This is a genomic window from Oerskovia sp. PE-21s (assembly GCF_056158145.1).
Map to the genome: position 1 here is coordinate 218,577 of NZ_JBUXJM010000006.1, position 18,643 is coordinate 237,219.

Here is an 18,643-nt window from a genome sequence, read left to right on the forward strand (position 1 = left end):
ACGGGTGACCGAGGCGGACGACGCGCTCTCGGCCGCCTGGCGGGAGCACTGGGCGCGGTTGCTCGCGATGCTCGTCGCGCGCTACCGCCGCCCGGACCTCGCGGAGGACGCGCTCGCGGACGCGTTCGCCGCTGCGGCCCGTACCTGGCCCGAGGACGGCGTGCCCGACTCCCCCGCCGCCTGGCTGCGCACCGCGGCCGGGCGGCGGGTCCTCGACCGCCTGCGCGCGGAGGCGGTCGCCGTCCAGAAGGTCCCGCTCATGATCGTGGAGGCACGGTCGGCGGCGGACGCCTCGGACGCGCTGCCCGGCCCGCCCGACGACGGCGCGCACCTGCCCGACGAACGGCTCCGGCTCGTCTTCTCGTGCTGCCACCCGGCGCTGTCGGTCGAGGCGCGCACGGCGCTGACCCTCCGGTTCGTCGCAGGTCTGCCGGTCGCGGACATCGCACGCCTCTTCCTGGTCCAGGACTCGACCATGGCTGCTCGCCTGACGCGTGCGAAGAAGCGCTTGGTCGCGGCAGGCATCCCGTTCGAGGTCCCGCCGCCCGAGCGGCTGGACGGACGGCTCGACGACGTCGCCTCGGTCCTGTACCTGACCTTCACCGCGGGCTATGCGCCGGGCACGGGGTCGGACGTCCTGCGGGTCGAGCTCGCGGGCGAGGCGATCCGCCTGGGGCGCCTGCTCGACGAGCTGGTGCCGGGGCACCCGGTCGTGCGCGCGCTGCTGGCGCTCATGGTGCTCCAGCACTCGCGCCGGGACGCGCGGACGGCCTCGGACGGGTCGCTCGTGCTGCTCGCGGACCAGGACAGGTCGCGGTGGCACGGTGAGGAGATCGCGGCGGGCCTCGCGCTGCTCGCGTCCGTGCCCGACGACGTCACGGGCCTCGCGCACGAGTACCGCCTCCAGGCGTCGATCGCTGCCACACACGCCGTCGCGGGACGCGCCACCGACACCGACTGGGGCGCGATCGCCGACCTGTACGCGGACCTGGAGGCGGCCACGGGCTCGGCGATGGTGCGCCTCGCGAGGTCGGTCGCGGTCGCCGAGGCCCGGGGGCCGCTCGCCGCCCTGGCCCTGATCGACGAGTTCGAGGGGATCGACGAGATCCTGCGGACGAACCATCGGCTGCCCGCGACGCGTGCCGAGCTGCTGTCGCGCGCCGACCGGCCGACGGAGGCCGCGGCGTCGTTCGAGGAGGCCGTGCGTCGCTGCGGGAACGCGGCCGAGCGAGAGCACCTGACGCGGCGGCTGGTCGAGGTGCGCGCTGCCGCGCGGCGGTGAGCTCCTTCGGCACGGCCGCCCAGCGGACGGCTCCGGGCCGCCCAGCGGCTCAGTCCCCCAGCACCCCGCCGCCCAGCGACAGCAGGACGGGCAGCAGACCGATGAGGACGAAGGCCGGCAGGAAGCACACGCCGAGCGGCAGCACGAGGTGCACCGCGAGCCGCGCCGCGGCCTGGCGCGCGGCCGCCTGCTGGTCGCTGCGCAGCTGCTCGCCCGCCGCGCGCAGCGCCTCCCCGGGCGCGGCCCCCTGCTCCCACGCGAGACCCAGCGCCGACTGCACCACGGCCAACCGGGGCGGCGCACCGGCCCACGCCTCGACCCACCCGGCCCCGAGCACGACCGCAGCCCCTGCGCGGTGGAGCGCGGCGCCGTCGGGCCCTCCGATCGCCTGCCCCACGGCCTCGAGCGCACGCGGGACGCTCGTCCCCGCGCGGACCGCGGCCCCGAGCAGCTCGAGCAGGACACCGATCTCCACCGGTCCGACCGCCCCCGCCCCGCTCGCGACACGCACGCCTCGCGTGAGCCCGACGAGCCGGGCACGCACCCCGGCCCGCGCGACCCACCACGGGCTCGTCGCGACGAGAGCCCCGCACGCGACGACGACTCCCACGGACCAGTCGACACCCGTGGACCCGTCGCTCACGGCGGCGCCCCCACCGCGCGGGCTCGTGCCACGAGCCGCCCCGACCACCGGCGACCGACCAGCAGGAGCACCGCACCGGCGAGCAGCCCGGCCGACCCCGCTCCCCCGCCGAGCGCCGTCGCGACCGGGTCCACCCCCAGCGCGACGCCGAGCAGCACCCCGACGAGCGGCAGCCACAGCAGCACGCGCGCCGTCGCGGCGGGCCCCGCGAGGGACGCCTCACGGTCGGCCCGGGCCTCGGACTCGGCCGCGAGCGCCCGCGCGATCGACTCCAGGACCTCGCCGAGCGGCGCGCCGACGTCGGCGGCCAGGCGGCTCGCCGCGACGACCGCCGCGACCTGCCCCTCGGCCTCGAGCGACCCGCGAGCACTCACCACGGCGAGCAGGTCGCCGCGGTCGGGCACCCCCTGCTGGTCGACGCGCACCCCGGCGGCCGAGACCCAGGCGGTGCCCGGCGCAGCACCTGCACGCAGCAGCGAGGCGACGTGCGCGACGACCAGCCGCACCGAGGACCCCGTGCCCGTGCGCCGCCACGCGAGCAGCCGGACTCCTGGGGACCTGCGAGCCGGACGCCGCCCGGCGAGCTCCCTCGCCGGGCGCCCGGACGGCGCGACCGCACCCCACACCACGCACGTGACGAGCAGGCCGAGGATCACGCCCCGCCCCACCGGTCCACGAACGCGTCCCACCCGGCGCCGTAGACCGGGTCCTGCCCCCGGTCCCATGTCGCGACGGGGTCGACCACGAGCTCTCCGCGGGCGTCGCGCCGCACGACCCCGATCTCGGCGAGGTACCGCACGCGTCCGGACCGCCGCAGGTGGAGGACCACGTCGAGGGCCCCGGCGGCCTGGGCAGCGACGGCCTCGCGCGGCATGCCCGCGAGCGCGGCGAGCGCCTCCAGGCGGGCGGGGACCACGGCCGCCGCGTTGGCGTGGATGGTGGCGAGTCCGCCGTCGTGGCCCGTGTTGAGCGCCATGAGCACCTCGCGGACCTCCGCACCGCGGCACTCGCCCAGGACGATCCGGTCGGGCCGCATGCGCAGCGCGTTGCGGACGAGGTCCGCGAGGTCGACGGCCCCGGCCCCCTCGACGTTGGCGCGCCGCGCCGTGAGGGGGACGACGTGCGGGTGGTCGGGCACGAGCTCGCGGGCCTCCTCGACGCACACGACGCGCTCGTGCCCGGGGACGAGGGACAGGAGCGCGGCGAGCAGGGTCGTCTTGCCCGTCCCGGTGCCGCCCGAGACGAGCATGTTGGCGCGTTCGGCGACGAGGCGACGCAGCACGGGAGCCCAGCACCCGTGCAGGGCTCCCGTCTCGACGAGCTCGTCGAGCGTGAAGGCCCGGGACCGGAGCACGCGCAGCGAGATGACGGCGCCGGACTCGCACACGGGGGCGATCGCGGCGTGCAGGCGCGTGCCGTCGGGCAGCCTGGCATCGACGAGCGGGCTCGCGTCGTCGAGCCGCTGCCCGCCCGCCGCGGCCAGCCGGACGGCGAGCGCCCGCACCTGCGCGGGGCTGCCCAGGTGCAGGGGGACCCGTTCGAGCCCGACGCCGCGGTCGACCCACACCTCCGCGGGAGAGTTGACCAGGACGTCGGTCACCTCGGGGTCGTCGAGCAGCGGTTGGAGCGGGCCTGCACCGTAGAGCTCGGCGCGGGCGCGCCGGGTCAGGTCCGCGAGCGCGTCGCTGCCGAGCACCCGGCCCGAGCCGCGCAGGGCGGCGTGGAGCTGGGCGTCGTCTGCCGGGGCGCCGCCGACGAGCTGCCCGCGCACCTCGGCGAGCAGCGCGTCGTCGAGCGCGTCGCCGCTCATGCTGCGCCCCGCGAGGCGGCCCCGGCGCCACCGACCGCGACGGCCAGCTCGGTCCCGGCGCGCCCGAGGGGGCGCCGGGGACGGACGTCCGGCCCTTGCCCGCGCTCGACGCGCGCGGCGTGCCCGCGGTCCCAGGCGACGACCCCGGCGAGCGGCAGCCCGACGACGTCGCTCACGTCCCACGGGTCGAGGCGACCTGGTGCGGGTCGCCGCGCTACGAGTCGCAGGGCTCGGCCGGCGCCGTGCCGGGCCGCGAGCGCGGCGGTCGCGACGGCCCCGGCGACCGAGGGCAGGTCGAGCGGGGTCACGAGGAGGAGCGTGTCGCAGGCCCCCACGAGCGCGGCGTGCTCCGTGCCACCGGACCCGGCACGCTCGCCCGTGCTCTCCAGCACCGAGCGCGGCAGGTCGAGGACCAGGGCGTCGCACGCGTCGGCGAGGGCCGAGCAGACGTCCACGACCACGCCGTCGTCGAGGGTCACGGGGTCGCTGCGGTGCGCGCTGAGGACCGGCACGTGCCGCCAGGCGGGCAGGAGCCCGGCGAGGGCGTGCCCGTCGACGGCGCCGCGCGCGTCGCGCAGGTCGGACCAGCGTGGTCCGTCCCGGTGGTCGACGCCTAGCACCACGTCGATCCCGCCGCCTCGGGTCTCGAGGTCGACGAGCACCGTACGGCGTCCGGCCCGCCTCAAACCGTCCGCGAGCACGGCCGCGACCGTGCTCGTCCCTGCTCCGCCGCGTGCGCCGATCGCACCCACCACGGCTGCCACTGCCCTGCCCATGGACGTCCCCCCGTCTCCGGCCCGGGTCCGGGCCGGGTCCATCATGGGGCGAGATGCGAGCGCGCGGGGGCTGCGCCGTCGGGCCTGTGGAGAACCGGTGCCGCGCCGCGCCTGTGGACGACGGCCGAGGGCGGTCCGGCCTCAGGGAGCGAGCGCGAGGTACTGGTGCGCGTACGCGATGACCATCCCGCCCTCACCGACCCCCGCCGCGACCCGCTTGACCGAGCCCGAGCGCACGTCGCCGATCGCGAAGACGCCCGGCGCGCTCGTCTCGAGCGCGAACGGCCGCCGGTCGGCCGTCCACCCCGACGTGGCCGCAGCGTCCCCGCCCGTGAGGACGAACCCGTGCGCGTCCCGCGCGATCTCGGGCGCGAGCCAGCCCGTCACCGCGTCCGCGCCGATCATGACGAACACGACGGGCAGCGCCCGCCGGGTCGTGGCCCCCGTCGAGGTGTCGAGCACGTCGACGGACTCGAGCGCCCCGTCGCCGTGCAGGTCGGCGATCTGGTGGCGCGTCTCGACGCGGATCCCGGGGTTCGCACCGATCTGGTCGATCAGGTACCGCGACATGCTCGCCCCGAGGGACGGCCCGCGCACCAGCATCGTGACCGACCGGGCGTGCCGCGAGAAGAAGATCGCGGCCTGCCCCGCGGAGTTGCCCGCGCCGACGATACAGACGTCCTGCCCCTGCGCGAGCGCGGCGTCGCTGCGCGCGGCTCCGTAGTACAGGCCGTTGCCGAGGAAGCGCTCGACCGCGGGCAGCGCGAGCGAGCGCCACTCGACGCCCGTCGCGACGATCACGACGGGAGCTCGCACCGTGTCGCCGCCGTCGAGCACGACCCGGTGCGCGCCCGGGTCGATCGCGCCGACCGTGCGCGTCACGACGATCTCCGCCCCTAGGCGCTGGGCCTGCGTGAGGGCACGGCTCGCGAGGTCGTCCCCCGAGATGCCGTACGGGAAGCCCGTGTAGTTCTCGATGCGGGTAGAGGTCCCGGCCTGGCCGCCCGGTGCGAGGCTCTCGACGACGAGCGTGCGCAGCCCCTCCGCGGCCGCGTTGACCGCCGCGGTCAGCCCCGCGGGACCGGCCCCCAGGACGACGACGTCGTACTCGTCGTGCGCCGGTTCCACCGCGAGCCCCACCGCGCGGGCGACGTCCCGCATCGCGGGGTCGGCGAGCCGGGACCCGTCGCGGAGCTCGAGCACGGGGTGCACGACGTCAGCCGTGCCGTCGGGCTCGTCCTCCGGCTCGACCACGACCCGGTCGAACGGGACGTGGTTGCGCGTCAGGAACGTGGCGAGGTCCCGGACCCTCGCGTCGAACCGTGGGCCGATCACGCACGCCTGCGCGACGGGCTTCTCCGACGCGTGCGCCTGGAGCGCGTCGAGGTACGAGCGGGCGAGGCTCGCGACGTGGTCCGGCACGGAAGGGGCCATGGCCGCGAGCGTGTAGAACACGGGGGCCTCGAGCTTGATGACGCGCGACGCCTCGGTCGCGCGACCGCTCGCCGGGAACGCGGTGCTCAGCGTCATGGGGACCTCGCCGAAGAACGTGCCGGGCGTGCGCACCCCGATCACACGTTCGGTGCCGGCCACCATCTTGGTGATCTCGGCCCGGCCCTCGATCACGACGAAGAACGCGCGCTCGTCGCCCTCGTGCGCGAAGTACTCCCCGGGCAGGAGGCGGATGTCCTCGACGGCGCCCACGAGGAACTCGAGAGGCTCGGGCGGCAGGGGCTCGAACATCGCGACGGCGCGGAGCTCGGCGAGCGTGATCATGCGTGCCTCCAGCGGGCGGGCCACGGCGACGAAGGTCCGCGACCCCGGTGCCGCGGCGCTGTCCCCCGGTGAACGTACCGCGCGCTCGTGATCTCGACATCCGCTCGCGCGGGACCTCCCTGGAACCAGGACATACCGCCCCGCTGTCCGCCCGCAGCGGCTAGGCTCGCCGGGTGACCCATTCCCAGGACTCACCGCAGACCGGCCCTCGCCCCACGACCGGAGCCCGCGACGGGCGCCCGCGGAAGGTCGCCGCGTTCTTCGACCTGGACAAGACGATCATCGCGACGTCGTCGACCGCGGCCTTCTCCAAGCCCTTCTACGCGGGCGGCCTCATCAGCCGTGGCGACGTGCTGCGCAGCGCGTACGCGCACTTCCTCTACATGGTGGGCGGCGCGGACGCGGACCAGACCGAGCGCATGCGCGCGCACCTGAGCGCGCTCGTGACGGGCTGGGACGTGCGGACCGTGTCGCAGATCGTCGAGGAGACGTTGCACGAGTACATCGACCCGGTCGTCTACGCCGAGGCGGTCGACCTCATCGTGAGCCACCACGACCGGGGGCACGACGTCGTGATCGTGTCGGCGTCGGGGTCCGAGGTCGTCGAGCCCATCGCCGCGGTCCTGGGCGCCGACCACTACGTCGCGACCCGCATGGAGATCGTCGACGGACGGTACACGGGCGCGATCGACTTCTACGCGTACGGCGAGAACAAGGCCATCGCGATCCGCGAGCTCGCCGAGACCCACGGCTACGACCTCGACGCGTCCTACGCCTACTCGGACTCGATCACGGACGCCCCGATGCTCGCCGAGGTGGGCCACGGCTTCGCGGTCAACCCCGACCGGACGTTGCGGCGGCTGGCGGGCGAGAGCGGCTGGGGCACGCTGACGTTCACGCGCCCGGTCACGCTGCGCACGCAGCTCTCCCCTCCCCGGACCGCAGCCGTGGTCGGGGGGGCCGTGACGGTCGCGGTCGTCGCGTGGCTCGTGTGGCGGGCCGTGCGCGGGCGCACGGGCGGTGGGTCGCAGGAGGGCACCGCCGCGTAGCGCGGCGCCCTGGTCCGAGGGCGTCGGCGTTCGAACCGAGTCCTCGTTGTCCGGGTCCTCCCGGGTCGGGATCGAACACCCCGTGGAGGTTCGCGCGTTCGGCTCCCCACCCCTTGCGCCGCACCTGGGACAGGCGTATCACAGAGGGACAACAGCACCTGGGGCGGGCGGAACCCACGCGCGAGAAGTCCACGCATAGGACTGGCTGACCGGGCTTGACCCGTTGCAGCACTACCCTCGCAGCACGCCTGCTAACCCTCGCCCCGCTGGCGAGCACGGCGTCCCCCCGGGGGCGCCGTTCCCGTGTCCGGGCACGTGTGCATCGGCCCGGGGCCCGGGCGACCGCCCCGCCCGCCCGCGTGCAGCGGACGGTCCCTCGCGCCGAATACGCTGGCTCCATGACCTCAGCGCCGAGCGTGTCCTCGTCCATCACCGTCCGCCTCCAGGTCGAGGCCAGGCCCACCGCGGTCAGCGAGCTCACGACCGCGATCGAGCAGACCGGCGGGATCGTCTCGGCGCTCGACGTCACCGCGTCGGGCCACGAGCGCATCTCGGTGGACGTGACGGTCGCGACGCGCGGCGAGTCGCACGCCGAGGAGATCGTCGAGGCCCTGCGCGTGCTGCACGGGGTCAGGGTCGAGCGGGTCTCGGACCGCACGTTCCTGCTGCACCTGGGCGGCAAGCTCCAGATCGAGTCCAAGGTCCCCATCCGCAACCGCGACGACCTGTCGATGATCTACACGCCGGGCGTCGCGCGGGTCTGCGAGGCCATCGCGGCGCACCCCGAGGACGCGCGCCGCCTGACGATCAAGCGCAACACGATCGCGGTCGTCACGGACGGGTCGGCGGTGCTGGGTCTCGGGGACATCGGTCCCCTCGCGTCCCTGCCCGTCATGGAGGGCAAGGCCGCGCTGTTCAAGCGGTTCGCGGACATCGACGCGTTCCCCATCGCGCTCGACACGCAGGACACCGACGAGATCGTGCGCACGGTCAAGGCCATCGCGCCGGTCTTCGCCGGGATCAACCTCGAGGACATCTCGGCGCCGCGCTGCTTCGAGATCGAGCGCCGGCTGCGCGCCGAGCTCGACATCCCCGTGTTCCACGACGACCAGCACGGTACGGCGATCGTCGCGCTCGCCGCGCTGACGAACGCGCTCAAGGTCGTGGGCAAGGACCTGGCCGAGGTGCGGATCGTGCTGTCGGGAGCGGGGGCCGCGGGGACGGCGGTCCTCAAGCTGCTCCTGGCGGCGGGCGCGCACGACGTCGTGGTCGCCGACGTCGACGGCGTGGTCCACCCCGACCGCCCGGGCCTGTCGCCCGCGCTCGCGTGGACCGCGATCAGCACCAACCCGCGGCGCGTGAGCGGCACGCTCGTCGAGGCGCTCGTCGGGGCCGACGTCTTCATCGGCGTCTCCGCCCCGGACATCCTCACGGGCGACGACATCGCGACCATGGCGCCGGACTCGATCGTCTTCGCGATGGCCAACCCCACGCCCGAGGTCGACCCGGTCGAGGCCGCGCAGCACGCCGCCATCGTCGGCACGGGCCGCAGCGACTTCGCGAACCAGATCAACAACGTGCTCGCGTTCCCCGGGGTGTTCCGCGGCCTGCTGGACGCCCAGTCGCACAAGATCACCGACACGATGCTGCTCGCGGCGGCCCGCGCGCTCGCGTCGACGATCCACGAGGACCAGCTCAACCCGACGTACATCGTGCCGAGCGTGTTCAACCCCGAGGTCACGACCGTCGTGGCGGCCGCGGTCGAGGCCGCGGCCCGCGCGGAGGAGGCCACCGCGTCGTCCACCGTCTGAGCGGCGGCCTGCCTGGCTGGACCTCCCGACGAGGCGAGCTGCCCGACGGCGCCGCGCACCGCCGTCGGGCAGCGTGCGTCTTCCCTGGGGCCACCCGGGCGGAGAGCCGGGGTTCAGCGCGGCGCCGGCGCCCGTCGCAGGTCCGCGAGCGCGTCGACCCGCGAGCAGCACGCGGCGAGCAGCTCCTCGTCGTGGCTGATGAGGAGCACCCCCACGCCCTCGCCCGCGGCCTCGGCCTCGACGAGGCGCACGAGCGTCGCGGTGGTCGCGGCGTCGAGCATCGCGGTCGCCTCGTCGCAGATCAGGTAGCGGGGCTGCTGCGCGAGCGCCCGGGCGAGGCACGCCCGCTGGAGCTGGCCGTCGGACACCTGGTGGGGTCTGCGCACGAGGAGGTCCGGCGTCAGCCCCACGCGCGCCGCGACCCCCTCGACGTCGATCGGACGCCCGAGCACCTCGGCGGGCTGGGCGATGATCGAGCGCAACGTCAGCCGCGGGTCGGTCGACGCGCGGGGCGACTGGAACAGCATCGCCACGGACCCCCGCAGCTCCCGCTGGACCGCGAACCGCGTGCCCGTCGCGACCCGGTCGTCGATGCTCACGGTCCCCGCGCGCGGGGCGTCGAGCAGCGCCAGGACCCGCGCGAGCGTCGTCTTGCCCGTGCCCGAGGGGCCCGCCAGGCCCACGATCGAGCCCGCCGGGACGCTGATCGACACGTCCACGAGGACCGGGGGCTTGCGCCGGTAGCCTGCCACGACGCCGCGTGCCTCGAGGCTCATCAGGCCACCTCGTCGCGCAGCGTGCGGTACGAGCGGTCGCCGACCCGGACGAGGGTCGTCGGGCCGCCCGACTGCCGTGTCCCGGGGCGACGCAGGTGATAGACGCAGTCGTCGGGCAGGTCGGTGAGCTGCGGCGGCGACCCTGGCAGCGGGTGCAGCCCGCGCGAGGGCAGGGCGTCCAGGAGGTCGCGCGTGTAGTCGTGCCACGGGTCGTCGAACACCTCGGCCGCCGGTCCCGTCTCCATGAGGCGCGAGGCGTACATGACCGCGAGCCGGTCGGCGACGCCCGTGCGGACCAGGGACGCGAGGTCGTGCGTGATGAGCAGGACCGCGGCGCCGTCGTCGGCGCACTCGCGCAGCAGCCCCAGGACCCTGTCGGTCAGCGCACGGTCGAGGCTCGCGGTGGGCTCGTCCGCGACGATCACCGACGGGTCCCCCGCGAGCGCCCCGGCCACGGCGACGCGCTGCGCCATGCCGCCCGAGAGCTCGTGCGGGTAGCAGTCCAGGGCCGAGGGGTCGAGGCCCACGCGCACGGCCAGCTCGTCGCTCGTGCGCGCCGAGCCGAGTGCCGCGATCGTCTCGTCGAGCTGCGAGCGCGCGGTGCGCACAGGGGTCAGGTGCGTGGCCGCCGACTGCGGGACGAGGGCCGCGTGCCTCCCCCGGAAGGGTTCGCCCGCGAACACGTCGATGACCCCGTGCGGGGTGGTGACCCTGATCTCGCCGGTCCGGCGGGCCCCCACCGGGAGCTGGTCCATGACCGCCGAGGCCAGGATCGACTTGCCGCAGCCCGACTCCCCCACGAGCGCCGTGACGGTGCCGCGCGGGACGTCGAGGCTCACGTCGCTCGCGGCATGGACCACCGACCCGGACGGCAGCGGCAGGCGGACGGTGAGGTGCTCGACGCGCAGGCTCGCAGGGCTCGCAGGGCTCGAAGTGCTCGAAGTGCTCGAAGTGCTCGAAGTGCTCATAGTCTCAGCTCCGAGGGCTGGGGCGGGGTGACGACCTTGCGCAGCGCCTGGCCCGCGAACGCGACCGCGAGCGTCACGACCACGAGCACCGCCGCCGGGAAGACGAGCGTCCACCACCCGCCCAGGAGCAGGGAGCTGCGCGCCTCCTCGAGGAGCGTGCCGAGGCTCGGCTCGTGCGGCGGGAGGCCGAAGCCCAGGAAGGACAGGGTGGACTCGTGCCACACCGCGTGCGGCAGCAGCAGCACGACCGCGATCAGCGCCTGCGGGGCCGTGGCCGGCACGAGGTGGCGCACCGCGACCTGTCGGCGGTTCGCTCCCGCCAGGACCGCGGCGTCGACGAACGGGCGCTGGCGCAGGCTGAGGATCTCCGAACGGACGATGCGCGCGACCTGCGTCCAGTGGGTCAGCGCGATCGACAGGACGATGGCCAGGAGGCTCCCGCGGAACATCGCCACGATCACGATGCCGAGCAGCAGGTGCGGCAGGGCGTTGACCGCGTCGGTGCCCCGCATGATGATCCGGTCCGGCCACCCGCCCCAGAACCCGGCGGCCGTGCCGACCACGACCCCGATCACGGTCGCGAGCAGCGCGCACAGCAGCGCCACCAGGAGCGAGGTCCGGATGCCCGACGCGATGCGCACGAACAGGTCGCGGCCCGCCGAGTCGGTACCGAACAGGTGCTCGGACGACGGCGCCTGGCGGGCCTGCGCGAAGTCCGTGACCCGGTCGTCGACACCCGCGAGCCACGGGACCAGGACCGCGTAGAGCACCACGACCGCCAGGACCGCGCCCGCGACCACCAGGTGGCGCCTAGCCATCGGTGCTCACCCGGGGGTCCATCAGCGCGACGACCACGTCCGCGAGGAGGGACCCGAGCATGACGACGACCGTGGTCCCGATCGTCAGGAACGCCAGGAGCGCCATGTCGAGGTCCCGGGCCGACGTCACGATCGCGCCCGCCACCCCTGGCCAGCTGAAGACCTCCTCGACGAGGACCGCACCCACCACGAGCTCGGGCAGCCGCACCCCCACGATGTTGACGAACGGCGCGAGCGAGGTCGGCACGATGTGGCGGCGCGTGACCGCACGCGTCGGGATGCCGCGCGAGACGGCCCCCGCGACGAAGTCCTCGCCCTTCGACGTCACGACGGACTCGCGCACCGCGAGCAGCAGCCACGGCACCTGCGCGACCGCGAGGACCACGACCGGCAGGACCAGGTGCCGCAGGACGCCACCGGCGGTGGGGTCGGCACCCGCGTCCGTGAGCCCCGCCGCGGGCAACCACCCCAGCGTGAGCGCGAAGACCGCGATCGCGGCGAGCGACAGGACGAACGGCGGCAACCCCTGCACCACGACGCACAGCGCCGTGACCGCCCGGTCCACGACCCCGCCGCTGCGCACGCCCGCCGTGATCCCCAGCAGGAGCGCGACCACGACCGCGAGCGCGAGCGCGGTACCCGCGAGCAGCAGCGTCCACGGCAGGCGTTCCGCGACGACCTGCGCGACCGGCTGGTTGAACGAGCGCGACAGGCCCAGGTCCCCGCCGAACAGGTCCTGCAGCCACCCCCAGTACGTCGAGTACCAGGGGCGGTCGAACCCCAGCTGCTCCGAGATGATCGCCTTGTCGGCCTCGGTCGTGGTCATGTACCGGGTGCCGAGGTAGCCGACGAGCGGGTCGAACGGCGAGTACTTCGCCGCCGCGAACAGGCCCGCGGAGACGGCCGCCGTGACGGGCAGGATGAACAGCAGGCGGCGCCCCACCATGGCCCAGACGTCGCGGTGGCGCCCGCGGCGCAGGTCCCGGACCGAGGGTGCTGCGTCCTCCCCGGGGCGGGAGGCGCCGTCGGGCTCGGCCGGCTCGGCCGGGCGCTGCCCGCGCCCTGCCTGGACCGTGGTCACCGGTCTCTCGTCCAGGACTGCAGCGACCACCACGGTCCCCACGTCACGCCGTGCGCGTGCGGCTCGAGGACGGGCCCCGACATGGTCCAGCCCGCGTCCTTCGAGACGTACGTGTGGTCGAGGAACACGAGGTACACGTAGCCCGGGTCGTCGATGTACGCGTCCTGGACCTGGCGGTAGGCCGCGTCGCGCTCGGCCTGGTCGAGGCTGCGGCGCCCCACCTCCAGTGCGGCGTCGACCGTCGCGTCCTGGTAGTCGCTCGGGTTGTCGTAGATGCTGCCGACGTCGGGCTGGACGAACACCGAGCTCAGGGCGCCGTACGCCTGCGTGTCGGGGTCGAACGGCTCGTCACCGCCGCCCAGGAGCGTCGAGTCGGTGTTGATGCGCGGGTCGATCCGGTCCCAGGACAGCGCCTCGAGGTTCACCTCGACGCCGACCGCGAGCGCGTCGGACGCGAAGGCCTGCGCCAGGTCGCGGCGCACCGTGTCGACCGAGTTGTACATGAGCGCGAGCTGCGCGCGCTGCCCGTCCTTGACGCGGATCCCGTCCGGGCCCACGACCCAGCCGGCCTCGGTGAGGATCTGCTCGGCCCGCGCCGGGTCGTACGCGAAGACCGCGCCGGGCTCGTACGCGTCGCCGTACACCTCGGGGATGGGGGTGGCGGCCACGCGCCCGTGGCCGCCCAGGACGTCGTCGATCATCGACTGCCGGTTCGCGGCCAGGTTGAGGGCCATGCGGACCGCGGGGTCGCCCGAGACGGGGTTGTCGGTGGGCAGGGACAGGCCGCGCCAGTCGGCCGAGGTGTGCGCGGTGACCGTCGTGCCGTCCTTGCCCTCGAACGTGTTCGCGAGCAGCGGCGGCAGGTTGGTGCCGTCGATCTCGCCCGAGGCCATGCGCTGCGCGCGCGTGTTGTCGTCGGGGACGTAGAGCAGCGTGAGCCTCTTGACCTCGGGCGCACCGTCCCAGTAGTCCTCGTTGGCCTCGAGGACCGCGCGGTCCGGGGACAGGTCGACGAGCGTGTACGGCCCGGTCCCGACCGGCGCGGTGTTGAGCGCGGAGTCGGCCGCGAGGCCGGGGGTCGCGACGGCCTCCGACGGCACGATGCCGATGAGCATCTTCGTCAGGAGCGGCGCGTACGAGTAGGCGAGGCGGAGCTCGACCGTGTCGTCGCCCACCTGGACGACCTCCTCGATCATGTCGAACGACGAGCGTGCCTCGGACGCGGACGCGGGGTCCAGGATGGCCTCGTACGTCGCGACGACGTCCTCGGGGCCGAACGTGCTGCCGTCGGAGAACGTGACGCCCGGGCGGATCTTCACGGTCCACACGGTCGCGTCCTCGTTGGCCGTGGGCAGCTCGGCGGCGAGCGCGGGCTCGAACCCTGGCATTCCCTCGCCCCCGGTGAGGCGGACCAGGCCGTCGTACATCTTGGCCTCGCCCGCGGCCCCGAAGCCCGCGACGGGGTTGTACCCCCCGAGCTCGTACCCGTCGGCGAGCACGATGCCCTCGGTGCTCCCGCCCGGGCTCGTGCCGTCGGCGCTCCCTCCCGGCGCGGTGCACGCGGCGAGGACCAGGACGCCGCTCAGGGCGACCACCGGAAGCACAGGACGTACTGCTCGAGACAGCGCCACGACGTTCCCTTCGCAGTGCGCAGCGCTGCGCACCTGGTCAGTAGTTCGGGTTCCCGCCATCGTGGCACCGTTGCGACCGTGTCGCATGAGGAACCGGCCCGACGACGGCGCGCACCGTTTTGTCAGCACCCTCGCCATTTTCGGGAAGCAGTGACGCCGGTCACCCGTTGGGGTCTAGACTCGCCCAGTCGGGGCAGGACAGGCCCCGTCGCTCGACGTGTCTCGCACCCTTCCCACCACCTCGCGGGCGGAGGGGATCTCACGTCACGAGCCCCGCACCAGAGTCGATGCGCACCGGAGGTAAGAGTGCCTGAGAATGTGACCACCACGGAGAACCAGGTCGACGGGCAGCCCGAGTCGCCGGGTCTGGAGAACCTTCTCCACGAGGAGCGCAGCTTCCCGCCCAGCCCTGAGTTCGCCGCTCAGGCCAACGCCCAGCCGGCCCTGTACGAGGAGGCCAAGGCCGACCGTCTCGCGTTCTGGGCGCGTCAGGCCACCGAGCTCGTGTCGTGGCGGACGCCGTTCACCGAGACGCTCGACTGGTCGAACGCGCCCGTCGCGCGCTGGTTCGCCGACGGCACGCTCAACGCGGCGTACAACGCGGTGGACCGTCACGTCGAGGCGGGCAACGGCGACCGCGTCGCGATCCACTTCGAGGGCGAGCCGGGCGACACGCGCACCGTCACCTACGCGGACCTGCAGCGCGAGGTCTCGCGCGCGGCCAACGCACTGAACGCGCTCGGCGTGACCACGGGCGACCGCGTCGTCATCTACCTGCCCATGATCGTCGAGGCCGTCGTCGCGATGCTGGCCTGCGCCCGCATCGGTGCCCCGCACTCCGTGGTGTTCGGCGGGTTCTCGGCCGACGCGCTGCGCAGCCGCATCGCGGACGCCGAGGCCAAGGTCGTCATCACCGCGGACGGCGGCTACCGCCGTGGGTCCGCGTCGGCGCTCAAGCCCGCGGTCGACGAGGCCCTCGCTCCCAAGGAGGGTGCCGAGGCCACGACGGTCGAGCACGTCCTCGTGGTGCGACGCACCGGGCAGGACGTGGAGTGGACGCAGGGGCGCGACGTCTGGTGGCACGACGCCCTCGAGGCGGCCGACGTCCAGCACACGCCCGTGTGGGTCGAGGCCGAGCACCCGCTGTTCATCCTCTACACGTCGGGCACCACCGGGAAGCCCAAGGGCATCCTGCACACGACGGGCGGCTACCTGACGCAGGCGTCGTACACGCACAAGAACGTGTTCGACCTCAAGGCCGAGACCGACGTCTACTGGTGCACCGCGGACATCGGCTGGGTCACGGGCCACTCCTACGTGACGTACGGTCCGCTGCTCAACGGCGCGACGCAGGTCATCTACGAGGGCACGCCCGACTCCCCGCACCAGGGCCGCTGGTGGGAGATCATCGAGAAGTACAAGGTCTCGATCTTCTACACGGCGCCCACCGCGATCCGCGCGTGCATGAAGTGGGGCGAGGAGATCCCGAACAAGTTCGACCTCACGAGCCTGCGCGTCCTGGGCTCGGTCGGTGAGTCCATCAACCCGGAGGCGTGGATGTGGTACCGCCGCGTCATCGGCGGCGACAAGGCACCCATCGTCGACACGTGGTGGCAGACCGAGACGGGCGCGATCATGATCTCGCCCCTGCCGGGCGTGACCACGACCAAGCCGGGCTCGGCCCAGGTGCCGCTGCCGGGCATCGTCGCGGACGTGGTCGACGACAACGCGCAGCCGGTGCCGAACGGTGGCGGCGGCTACCTCGTCCTGTCGGAGCCGTGGCCGTCCATGCTGCGCGGCATCTGGGGCGACCTCGAGCGTTTCAAGGACACCTACTGGTCCCGCTTCCCGGGCATCTACTTCGCGGGTGACGGCGCCAAGAAGGACGAGGACGGCGACATCTGGCTGCTCGGGCGCGTCGACGACGTCATGAACGTCTCGGGCCACCGCCTGTCGACCACGGAGATCGAGTCCGCGCTGGTGTCGAACCCGCTCGTGGCCGAGGCCGCGGTCGTGGGCGCCACGGACGAGCTGACCGGTCAGGCCGTGGTCGCGTTCGTCATCCTGCGCGGCGAGCACGCGGCCCGCGCGGCAGACCCGGAGGGGGCCGCGGCCGTCGAGCTCGAGCTGCGCAACCACGTGGCCAAGGAGATCGGGCCCATCGCGAAGCCCCGCAAGATCCTCGTGGTCCCCGAGCTGCCCAAGACGCGCTCGGGCAAGATCATGCGCCGCCTGCTGCGCGACGTGGCCGAGAACCGCACCGTCGGGGACGCGACGACCCTCGCGGACTCGTCCGTCATGACGCTCATCGCGTCGGGGCTGGCGAAGCCGGCGGGCTCGGAGGACTGAGGCGGGCCCGGCGCGCCGAGCTGGTCGGTGCGCCGGGCGACCGGCACCCGAGGCCCGACAGGCCTCGGGTGCGGACGCCGCACGTGGCGCGCTCCGCCGTCGGGCCTCGTGGCCTTCCCGGCCCTGCCGGGGGCGCCCTACGCCGGCTCGGGAGCGGCGTCCTTCGACGGCCCGACGCCGTCGCTCGCCTCCCCCGCCTCGGCCGCCTCGTTCGCAGGGCTCGTCGCGAGGACCACGCAGCCCGCGAGCGCGACGAGCGCCGCGACGGCGACCGCCGGGTCCCAGCCCGAGCGGATCGTGTCACCCAGGACGGCGATGCCCACGGCCCCCGGGACGACGACCTCGACGACCGACAGGATCGCGGCGTTCGTCCCGACCTTGCCGTGCTCGAGCGAGCGCAGGTAGGCGAGCGCACCCACGACCCCGAACACGACGATCGCGATCGCGAGCGGCTGGAAGATCGTGTCCCAGATGTCCCCCGAGGCGTGCGCGCCTCGGGCTGCGACGGCCGCCCCCGAGTACCCGAGCGCCCCGATCAGCGCGAGCAGCACAGGGGTCCCGGCCTTGTAGAACACCAGCGCCAGGACCGCGAGCCCCACGGCCACCCCGATGAGCACGGGCGTGAACCAGTCCGGCGGGACAGGTGCGGGCTGCTCACCGCCCGCGATCCCGAGCACCACGAGCGCTGCCACGATGGCCGTCATGGCCGCGACGTCGATCCGCCGCATGGGCACGGACAAGAACATCCTGGCGAGCAGCACCGTGACGACGAGCGAGCTCGCGAGCACGGCCTGGACCACGAACAGCGGCAGGTGGTCGAGCGCGACGAGCGAGAACAGCCACGCGACGAGGTCGACCGTGAACGCGAGGATCACGAGCGGCTGCCGCACCACGGCGAGCCCCTGCGCGCGGCGGGCCGCGACGGCCTGCATGACGGTGCTGACGCCGTAGCCGATCGCGGCGGCGACGGCGGCGAGCAGGCTGAGGAGCACGGGACCAGTCTCCCCGGTGGGAGCGGGCGGCGCGCGGCGACGCGCCCCGGCCGGGTCGCCGCGACCAGCGAGGTCCCCAGGCCGCGCTCGCCCTGACAGTCCGGGGCGGGTTCTGTCACACGAGCCTCCCCTGCCGTTCACGGGGTCGAAACGCACCGTGGCTACGGTGACGGCCATGCGCATCGAACCCCTCACCTTCCCCGCGCCCGGTGGCGGCGCGCTCACCTCCCCGTCCCGCCACGGCGGGGCCACGGTCCGGTCGGGCCGTCCGGGGGGATCCGGCAGGCCCGGCCAGGACGGCCGCTCCGCCCCGGGCCGCCCGGGTCCGGCGAGCGCCCCGGCCGGGCTCTCGCTGCTCGACAGCCTCGCCGCCAGGACGGCCGACCTGTCGCACCTCGCCGACGTGCTGGTCGACTGCGTCCAGGGCGGCGCGAGCGTCGGCTGGGTCGAGGCGCCGACCAAGGAGGCTGCGACGGCCTGGTGGTCCGCGTTCCTCGCAGACCCTGACCACCGCACGTGGGTCGGTCGTGACGAGTCGGGGAGGATCGTCGCGACCGCCTCGCTCGCCCTGACCTCGAAGGCCAACGGCACGCACCGCGCCGAGGTCGTCAAGCTCCTGGTCCACCGTCAGGCGCGCGGTCACAGGTTCGCACCGGGGCTCATGGCGACGATCGAACGCTTCGCGCGCGCCGAGGGGCTCACGCTGCTGACGCTCGACACCGAGACGGGCAGCCTGGCCGAGTCCCTGTACCGGCGCTGGGGCTGGACAGAGGTCGGCGCCGTCCCCGGGTTCGCGAAGGTCGCGGGTGGCGCGCTCGTGTCGACGACGATCTTCTACAAGCTGCTCGGCGGACGCTGACGGCACACGCCCGGACGCCGCA

General features: G+C 74.4%; 16 protein-coding genes. 5 read left to right on the top strand and 11 right to left on the bottom strand.

The features are described 5' to 3' along the window. Positions 1 to 4: 4 nt before the first annotated feature. On the top strand, positions 5 to 1,282 hold the full coding sequence (locus ACZDYF_RS13520) for an RNA polymerase sigma factor (protein WP_475057711.1): 1,278 nt from the start codon (positions 5 to 7) through the stop codon (positions 1,280 to 1,282). A 49-nt stretch (positions 1,283 to 1,331) separates the two neighbouring features. Here the strand turns inward: ACZDYF_RS13520 and ACZDYF_RS13525 are convergent, their stop codons facing one another. The 5 genes from ACZDYF_RS13525 to ACZDYF_RS13545 all read right to left on the bottom strand — a co-directional run bounded on the left by ACZDYF_RS13525 (position 1,332) and on the right by ACZDYF_RS13545 (position 6,311). Continuing rightward, complete coding sequence (locus ACZDYF_RS13525) at positions 1,332 to 1,925, bottom strand: type II secretion system F family protein (RefSeq protein ID WP_475057714.1); 594 nt, start codon at positions 1,923 to 1,925, stop codon at positions 1,332 to 1,334. Continuing rightward, complete coding sequence (locus ACZDYF_RS13530; RefSeq protein ID WP_475057717.1) at positions 1,922 to 2,581, bottom strand: hypothetical protein; 660 nt, start codon at positions 2,579 to 2,581, stop codon at positions 1,922 to 1,924. Before ACZDYF_RS13530 ends, ACZDYF_RS13525 begins: the two co-directional genes overlap by 4 nt. Continuing rightward, positions 2,578 to 3,735: a TadA family conjugal transfer-associated ATPase gene (locus tag ACZDYF_RS13535; protein WP_204807451.1), complete on the bottom strand. Its 1,158-nt coding sequence runs from the start codon at positions 3,733 to 3,735 to the stop codon at positions 2,578 to 2,580. Before ACZDYF_RS13535 ends, ACZDYF_RS13530 begins: the two co-directional genes overlap by 4 nt. Next, positions 3,732 to 4,511, bottom strand: coding sequence for a septum site-determining protein Ssd (gene ssd, locus ACZDYF_RS13540; protein WP_475057721.1), 780 nt, complete (start codon positions 4,509 to 4,511; stop codon positions 3,732 to 3,734). Before ssd ends, ACZDYF_RS13535 begins: the two co-directional genes overlap by 4 nt. A 141-nt stretch (positions 4,512 to 4,652) precedes the next feature. Further along, the gene (locus tag ACZDYF_RS13545) at positions 4,653 to 6,311 is read right to left on the bottom strand and encodes an FAD-dependent oxidoreductase (protein ID WP_475057724.1); all 1,659 of its coding nucleotides are present in this window, start codon (positions 6,309 to 6,311) and stop codon (positions 4,653 to 4,655) included. Between the two features lie 149 nt (positions 6,312 to 6,460). Between ACZDYF_RS13545 and ACZDYF_RS13550 the strand changes: the two genes are divergently transcribed. Together ACZDYF_RS13550 and ACZDYF_RS13555 are read left to right on the top strand one after the other, a co-directional pair. Next, positions 6,461 to 7,336, top strand: coding sequence for an HAD family hydrolase (locus tag ACZDYF_RS13550; protein ID WP_364076688.1), 876 nt, complete (start codon positions 6,461 to 6,463; stop codon positions 7,334 to 7,336). 398 nt (positions 7,337 to 7,734) lie between these two features. Then, a complete protein-coding gene (locus tag ACZDYF_RS13555) occupies positions 7,735 to 9,147 on the top strand; it encodes an NAD-dependent malic enzyme (RefSeq protein ID WP_475057728.1) in 1,413 nt (470 codons plus the stop codon). 113 nt (positions 9,148 to 9,260) lie between these two features. On the opposite strand, the gene ACZDYF_RS13560 is transcribed toward ACZDYF_RS13555, so the two are convergent. From ACZDYF_RS13560 to ACZDYF_RS13580, 5 genes are read right to left on the bottom strand one after another with little or no spacing between them, the layout of a single operon-like run. Then, positions 9,261 to 9,923 (bottom strand): ABC transporter ATP-binding protein, encoded by a 663-nt coding sequence (locus ACZDYF_RS13560; RefSeq protein WP_475057733.1) that lies wholly within the window; start codon positions 9,921 to 9,923, stop codon positions 9,261 to 9,263. Then, positions 9,923 to 10,891 (bottom strand): ATP-binding cassette domain-containing protein, encoded by a 969-nt coding sequence (locus ACZDYF_RS13565; protein ID WP_475057740.1) that lies wholly within the window; start codon positions 10,889 to 10,891, stop codon positions 9,923 to 9,925. Before ACZDYF_RS13565 ends, ACZDYF_RS13560 begins: the two co-directional genes overlap by 1 nt. Continuing rightward, on the bottom strand, positions 10,888 to 11,709 hold the full coding sequence (locus tag ACZDYF_RS13570; protein WP_204807440.1) for an ABC transporter permease: 822 nt from the start codon (positions 11,707 to 11,709) through the stop codon (positions 10,888 to 10,890). Before ACZDYF_RS13570 ends, ACZDYF_RS13565 begins: the two co-directional genes overlap by 4 nt. Then, positions 11,702 to 12,790, bottom strand: a complete 1,089-nt coding sequence (locus ACZDYF_RS13575) for an ABC transporter permease (protein ID WP_475057746.1) — start codon at positions 12,788 to 12,790, stop codon at positions 11,702 to 11,704. Before ACZDYF_RS13575 ends, ACZDYF_RS13570 begins: the two co-directional genes overlap by 8 nt. Further along, positions 12,787 to 14,385: an ABC transporter substrate-binding protein gene (locus tag ACZDYF_RS13580; RefSeq protein ID WP_475057749.1), complete on the bottom strand. Its 1,599-nt coding sequence runs from the start codon at positions 14,383 to 14,385 to the stop codon at positions 12,787 to 12,789. Before ACZDYF_RS13580 ends, ACZDYF_RS13575 begins: the two co-directional genes overlap by 4 nt. Positions 14,386 to 14,739: 354 nt before the next feature. Here ACZDYF_RS13580 and acs point away from each other — a divergent pair, with 354 nt between their 5' ends. Then, positions 14,740 to 16,770, top strand: coding sequence for an acetate--CoA ligase (gene acs / locus ACZDYF_RS13585; RefSeq protein ID WP_475057754.1), 2,031 nt, complete (start codon positions 14,740 to 14,742; stop codon positions 16,768 to 16,770). Positions 16,771 to 16,907: 137 nt separating this feature from the next. On the opposite strand, the gene ACZDYF_RS13590 is transcribed toward acs, so the two are convergent. Next, a complete protein-coding gene (locus ACZDYF_RS13590; RefSeq protein WP_204807437.1) occupies positions 16,908 to 17,762 on the bottom strand; it encodes a hypothetical protein in 855 nt (284 codons plus the stop codon). 175 nt (positions 17,763 to 17,937) lie between these two features. Here ACZDYF_RS13590 and ACZDYF_RS13595 point away from each other — a divergent pair, with 175 nt between their 5' ends. Further along, complete coding sequence (locus ACZDYF_RS13595) at positions 17,938 to 18,621, top strand: GNAT family N-acetyltransferase (protein WP_204807435.1); 684 nt, start codon at positions 17,938 to 17,940, stop codon at positions 18,619 to 18,621. Positions 18,622 to 18,643: the final 22 nt, after the last annotated feature.

What these genes read in the sequence shown, in the direction of transcription:
- ssd (WP_475057721.1), bottom strand. Translation starts at nt 4,511, where the DNA reads ATGGGCAGGGCAGTGGCAGCCGTGGTGGGTGCGATCGGCGCACGCGGC.
- ACZDYF_RS13535 (WP_204807451.1), bottom strand. Translation starts at nt 3,735, where the DNA reads ATGAGCGGCGACGCGCTCGACGACGCGCTGCTCGCCGAGGTGCGCGGG.
- ACZDYF_RS13570 (WP_204807440.1), bottom strand. Translation starts at nt 11,709, where the DNA reads ATGGCTAGGCGCCACCTGGTGGTCGCGGGCGCGGTCCTGGCGGTCGTG.
- ACZDYF_RS13560 (WP_475057733.1), bottom strand. Translation starts at nt 9,923, where the DNA reads ATGAGCCTCGAGGCACGCGGCGTCGTGGCAGGCTACCGGCGCAAGCCC.
- ACZDYF_RS13565 (WP_475057740.1), bottom strand. Translation starts at nt 10,891, where the DNA reads ATGAGCACTTCGAGCACTTCGAGCACTTCGAGCACTTCGAGCCCTGCG.
- ACZDYF_RS13595 (WP_204807435.1), top strand. Translation starts at nt 17,938, where the DNA reads ATGCGCATCGAACCCCTCACCTTCCCCGCGCCCGGTGGCGGCGCGCTC.
- ACZDYF_RS13555 (WP_475057728.1), top strand. Translation starts at nt 7,735, where the DNA reads ATGACCTCAGCGCCGAGCGTGTCCTCGTCCATCACCGTCCGCCTCCAG.